This is a genomic window from Deinococcus sp. (assembly GCF_018260405.1).
Classification (GTDB): Bacteria; Deinococcota; Deinococci; order Deinococcales; family Deinococcaceae; genus Deinococcus.
Genome location: NZ_JAGLBG010000128.1, coordinates 1 through 5,110, shown reverse-complemented (window position 1 = coordinate 5,110; position 5,110 = coordinate 1). Strand labels below are relative to the sequence as shown.

The 5,110-nt window shown below is 62.6% G+C and carries 5 protein-coding genes; 2 read left to right on the top strand and 3 right to left on the bottom strand.

Annotation, left to right across the window (positions count from 1 at the left end; translation table 11 throughout):
- Positions 1-667: lyase family protein (locus QZ269_RS11890; RefSeq protein WP_291426921.1), on the bottom strand; the 667-nt coding region annotated here is incomplete at its 3' end.
- 254 nt (positions 668-921) lie between these two features.
- A complete protein-coding gene (locus tag QZ269_RS11885; RefSeq protein WP_291426920.1) occupies positions 922-1,569 on the bottom strand; it encodes a hypothetical protein in 648 nt (215 codons plus the stop codon).
- A 266-nt stretch (positions 1,570-1,835) separates the two neighbouring features.
- Here QZ269_RS11885 and QZ269_RS11880 point away from each other — a divergent pair, with 266 nt between their 5' ends.
- Positions 1,836-2,945, top strand: coding sequence for an N-acetylmuramoyl-L-alanine amidase (locus QZ269_RS11880; RefSeq protein ID WP_291426919.1), 1,110 nt, complete (start codon positions 1,836-1,838; stop codon positions 2,943-2,945).
- Positions 2,946-3,081: 136 nt separating this feature from the next.
- Here QZ269_RS11880 and QZ269_RS11875 read toward each other — a convergent pair whose 3' ends face one another.
- The gene (locus QZ269_RS11875; protein WP_367272289.1) at positions 3,082-4,266 is read right to left on the bottom strand and encodes a YihY/virulence factor BrkB family protein; all 1,185 of its coding nucleotides are present in this window, start codon (positions 4,264-4,266) and stop codon (positions 3,082-3,084) included.
- A 277-nt stretch (positions 4,267-4,543) separates the two neighbouring features.
- Between QZ269_RS11875 and QZ269_RS11870 the strand changes: the two genes are divergently transcribed.
- A complete protein-coding gene (locus QZ269_RS11870; protein ID WP_291426918.1) occupies positions 4,544-4,978 on the top strand; it encodes a thioesterase family protein in 435 nt (144 codons plus the stop codon).
- Positions 4,979-5,110 lie beyond the last annotated feature (132 nt).

The window sequence follows — 5,110 nt, the reverse complement described above, 5'->3', positions numbered from 1 at the left end:
CGCGGGCCAGCGTCTGGTTGGTCACGGGCGCGGCCTGCCAGCCCCAGGCCGCCGCTACCTCCTCCTCGATCTGCGGCGAAACGTGCGCGTAGGTGCCCACCGACCCCGAGAGCATCACGACCTGCACACGGCCACGCGCGGCATTTAGGCGCTCGATGTCGCGGTCCAGCGCCGTCATCCAGTTTAGGAACTTGAGGCCAAAGGTCATCGGTTCGGCGTGGATACCGTGGGTGCGGCCCACCGTCGGCGTGTGCTTGTAGGCCACCGCCTGAGCGCGGCACACCTCGCGCAGCGCCTTGACGTCGGTCAGGATAATCCGCAGCGCTTCGTCGAGTACCAGGTTCTGGGCGGTATCTACCACGTCGGTGCTGGTCAGGCCATGGTGAATGAAGCGGGCTTCCTCACCGTAGCGCTCGGTCAGGGCGCGGGTGAAGGCTACGATGTCGTGGCGAGTCACGGCCTCGATTTCGGCCACCTTGAGGGCAAAAGCCTCGTCAATCGGGTCGGCCTGTGTCTTGGCAACCAGGGCGTCGTAGGCGGCGCGGGGTACCTCGCCGTGGTGCGACTGGGCATCCATGGCAGCCAGTTCCACCCGCAGCCAGGCGCGGTACTTGCTGGCCTCACTCCAGAGGGCCTTCATTTCGGGGGTCAAATAACGGTCAATCATCGGCCTACAGCCTATCCCAAGGCCGACGCGGTTATTTAACGTGCGGGCTATTCGCCAGGAGCTTGCAACCGTCTGTATTTCTGCCAAGACAGTGCGCGTCAACAGGAGGTTTTTAGCTTCTCCACCCTCACGGGAAACTGGCACAGCTCACACTGCGAGAGGTAGGAACTTGGCAGGGCGAGGTCACGCGAATGACGTCCCAGACAAGTTAACTGAGCTTTACATTGCTGTAGCGGGGCAAAGATTCCGGGAGACTATTTGAGATACGGCGCAAAACGGGCCAGATCGTCCGGGCTGGGGTTGGTGTTGGCGCTGATCAGGCTACTGCCGCCGAAAGTGAGCATGATCTTCGTGCCCAGCGCCCCCTTGGGGTGGCCGTAGCGGGTATTGACACTGAAGGGGCCGGTGAGCACCGAGCGCATAGTGAAAGGGTCAAAGATCAGGGTATTCCCGCTCATGTCCGGCTGGCTGGCCTTGACGCCGCCCGAAGCCACCACAAAGCCGCTGCGGACGTACAGAACAATGGTCTCCGCCGTCAGCTCCTTCACGCGGGCATCCGAGTAACTGACGTTGCCACTGGCGCTGGCGGTGCCGCTTTTCAGGTCGTAAACCACGTTATTGGCCTTCAGCACGCCGCCCTGCTTTGTCTTGAGCGTAGCGTTCTGGGCCACCAGAGAATCGTCGGGTTTCAGCTGCATTTTTGCGCCGCTCAGCACCATTCCGCCTCTGGTATCGGTGGCGGTGCCGCCCGAGGGCAGATCGGTGGCCCCGGTTTCCAGGTTCAGGTTCTGTGCGCCGCGCGGGGTCACAGTCAGGCCGCCGAAGCTCATGGCCTGGGCCTGACTGGGCAGCCACGCCAGGGTCAGCGAGGTGAGCAGGGGAAAAAGAGGGTTGGGCTTCATACCGGCCCAGCTTACCCCCACCCCCGCCCTGTGGGTTGTGCTGGACGTGAGCGCCCGAGTCAGACTCGTTTCAGCTTGCCGGGGCGACCCAGTCTCCCCCGCCCAGCACTGTCCCGGCACTGTCAGTTGGGCGTTATGCAAGCGCAGGTGGTGCCCTCTTGACCAAAGCGGCACCCAGAATGGGGCCTGGTCGCTTCCCGACTGTGCTGGAATCGCTGGGGAGTCCCCCGGCAAAGCTTCAGCACTTGATCTAGACTTAAGACGTTGTGAAGTCTGCTGCCCTGTTCGTCTGCCTCGCTCTATCGCTGCTCTCCCCGGCGGCTCTGGCCGCGCCCCGCGTGGGGGTGCATGACAGCTTTACGCGCGTCGTGTTTCCGCTGCCCAGAGCGGCGGCTATCTCGACCAGCCTGGGCGGGCAGCATGTGACGGTCAAGGTCGGCGTGGGCCTCCAGCCGGGGCGCGGCCAGCTGCACGCGGTGGGGGTCAGCGCCTACGCTGTAAAGGGCAGAACCGTGACTGTGGCGCTGGCTCCTGGCTACCGTAAAGCCACCGCGAAGGTGCTGGCCGCCACCGGAAAAGAACCCGCCCGCCTGATCATCGATGTGCCGCGCCAGCAAGAAACTGCCCAAATAAAGGGCGCTCCCCGGCCGCACGGGGCCGTGATCCGCCCAGCCAGCAGCCGCGCGGCGGCCCGGCCCCGTGTGGTGATCGACCCTGGACACGGCGGCGTCGATCCGGGTATGACCAGTCTCTGGGTCCGCGAAGAAGACGTGACCCTCGATGTTGGGCTGCGAGTACGTGACCTGCTGCGAGCCAAAGGGGTGGACGTAGTCATGACCCGCGACACAGACCGCCATCTCAGCGCGGACAAGGCCACCGACCTCGATATGCGCTCGAATCTCGCTAAAACCGACAAGGTGGCCGCTTACATCAGCATTCATGTGAACGCGGGCGACTCTGCCGGAGCCGAGGGCATCGAAACCTATTATTTCGGGGAGCCTCTTTCGGGCAGCAACCGCAGCCTGGCAGTGGCCGAAAACGGCGGGGGATCGGTGGGACGCAACCTGACCCGCAAGGCCGCCGACAAAGCCCAAAGTATGCTTGGTGACATTCTGGCGCAGGCCAAAGTCGCCTTTTCCAGACAGCTGGCCCAGAAGGTGCAGCACAGTCTGCTTGCCACCACGGGCGCGGCCAACCGGGGGGTACACACCGACGCCTTTTATGTCATCCGTGACCCCCGCACCGCTGCCATCCTGACCGAAATCGGGTTCGGCAGCAGCCAGCGCGAAGGCCCTCTACTGGCAACACCGGCCTACCGCGCCAAAATTGCCCGTGGAATTGCCCAAGCGATTCTCGATTTCCTGCACATAGATTGAACACTGTGAAGGCAGATGAACCTACCTTAAAGGGCGTTAACGAAACAGAAGGCAGTCCGTATCAGAGGCAACGGGCAGGCACAAAAAAAGGGAGAGTTGCTGATAGCGCAAGCTCTCCTCTGTCTGGAAGGCCGGTTTATTTTTTGCGCGTTCCCCCGGTTAGACCGAGCGCCCGTAAAACGATGACGGCTGGAATGGCCATAACAGCGCTGAAGGCCGCCCACAGCGCCCCCGGTATGCTGGGCAGTATCCGGCCCTCGGCGCGGCTCGGCACCTGCGGCAGCACACGCGGCAGCTGCGGAGTCGGCACACCAAGCACCCGGTTACGCGAATCCTTGACGGGCTTCTGGGCATTGGCAATGGCTTCCAGCTCCTGCTGGCCGGGGGTCATGTCGATTTTGGCTCCGGCGGCGTTCAGCGCGGCCTTTTTGGCAGCGTTAGCCGCACCCCCGGCGCGTGTACCGAATTTCTGCGAGTACACCCAGGTCACTTCGGCCCCAAAGAAAAAGATCATCGCGCTGTAATAAATCCAGAGGAGCAGCGCCACCAGTGTGCCCGCTGCCCCGAACGCGCTGCCGGGCGCGGCCCGCCCGAAATAGATGCCAATGAGCAGCTGGCCAATGGTAAACAGCAGGGCGGTAATCGCGCCGCCGACGATCACTTCGGACCATTCCAGCTTCACCGACGGCAGGAACTTGAAGATGGCCGCGAACACCCAGGTCAGGAAAAAGGTGGATAGCGCGAAGGTCAGAAAGCGCACCGCGAACGCCCCGACCCCAAAGCGGTCTCCGAGGTTCTGCGCGATGGCCGACAGATAGGTATTGAGGCCCAGGAACATCAGCAGAATCAGTCCGATAGCCAGAATCAACAGAAACGAGGTCAAGCGGGTCTTGGCAACGGCGGCGATGCCCTGTGGTGGGGCCGGATCCGCGCCCCACATGCTGTTCAGGGCGTCTTGCAGCTGCACAAACAACCCGGTGGCCCCCATAAACAGGGTCACGAAGCCGACCAAACTAGCCGTCAAGGTGCCTTTGGCCAGGGTGGCGGTGTCGGGCACGATACTTTTGAGGTAACCGGCGGTCTTTTCTCCTAGGTTCTGGGAAATCATGCCGCCCGGCCCGAACAGCTGATCAAGCACGGTTTGGTCAGTCAGAAAGCGTCCAGCAATCGCCACGGCAAACAGCAGGAGCGGCGCGATACTAAACATAGCGTAGTAGGCGATGGCCGCCGACAGGCGCGGGGCTTTGTCCTGCCCGAAGGCCAGCACCGCCTCACGCGTCATAGAAAAGAGATTGGCGGGCTTCAGGGCAACGGTATTCACCTCCGCAGTCTATAAGGGCCTCCCACCAACAGGCGTGAAGGCTGGGTTCAGAAAAGGCCCATACAGGAAAGGCCCGTACAGAAAAGCACCGTACAGCTGCGGGAGTCCCGGTACACCGCCAGCCCCCCTGATTCAGGCGGCGCAAAAGCCTCTCCCCCTTTCGTTTAGCCCTCAACCGTCAGGCGCAGTAGCCCTCTTTTGCCCGCTGCTCACTACCAGTCACCGAACTGCTCTAAACAACGTGGCCTTTTTGGGCCAACTGCTCTAGGTTAGGGGCATGCGGCCCATTCCAGAAGGTTTTACGCAGACCCTGCTCGCGCAGGTCACCGACGAGATGACGGTCAATTTCGGCGAACTCGGCCAGGTGCATCCAGTTTACGCCACCTACTGGATGGCTAAACATTTTGAAGAAGCCGGGCGCAAGATTATTTTGCCGTACCTGGAACGCGGCGAAGGCGGCATAGGCTCGGAGGTCGAGGTGCGGCATACCGCCTCGGCCTTACCAGGTATGACCGTGACCATTACCGCCACCTTTGAGCGCCAGGAAGGGCGGCGCATCTACGCGGCGATGCGGGCGACCAACGAACTGGGCGATGAGATCGGCGCGGGCCGCACCACCCAGGTCATCTTGCCGCAGGCCCGCATAGACGACAACTTCGCAGCGCTGCGGGAGCGCTGGGCGCAGCGCCAGCAGGCACAGGCAAAAGCCTAGAGTAGGGCCAGGGTTGCGCACCTGGCTTCAGCAGGCTGCTGGCTTCAGCAGGCTGCTGTCATCAGCACGGCGCAGCGGCCCACGCCAGCGCTGTGCCTACGCATGTACCAACATGGCTGCGCCGCTTTCAAC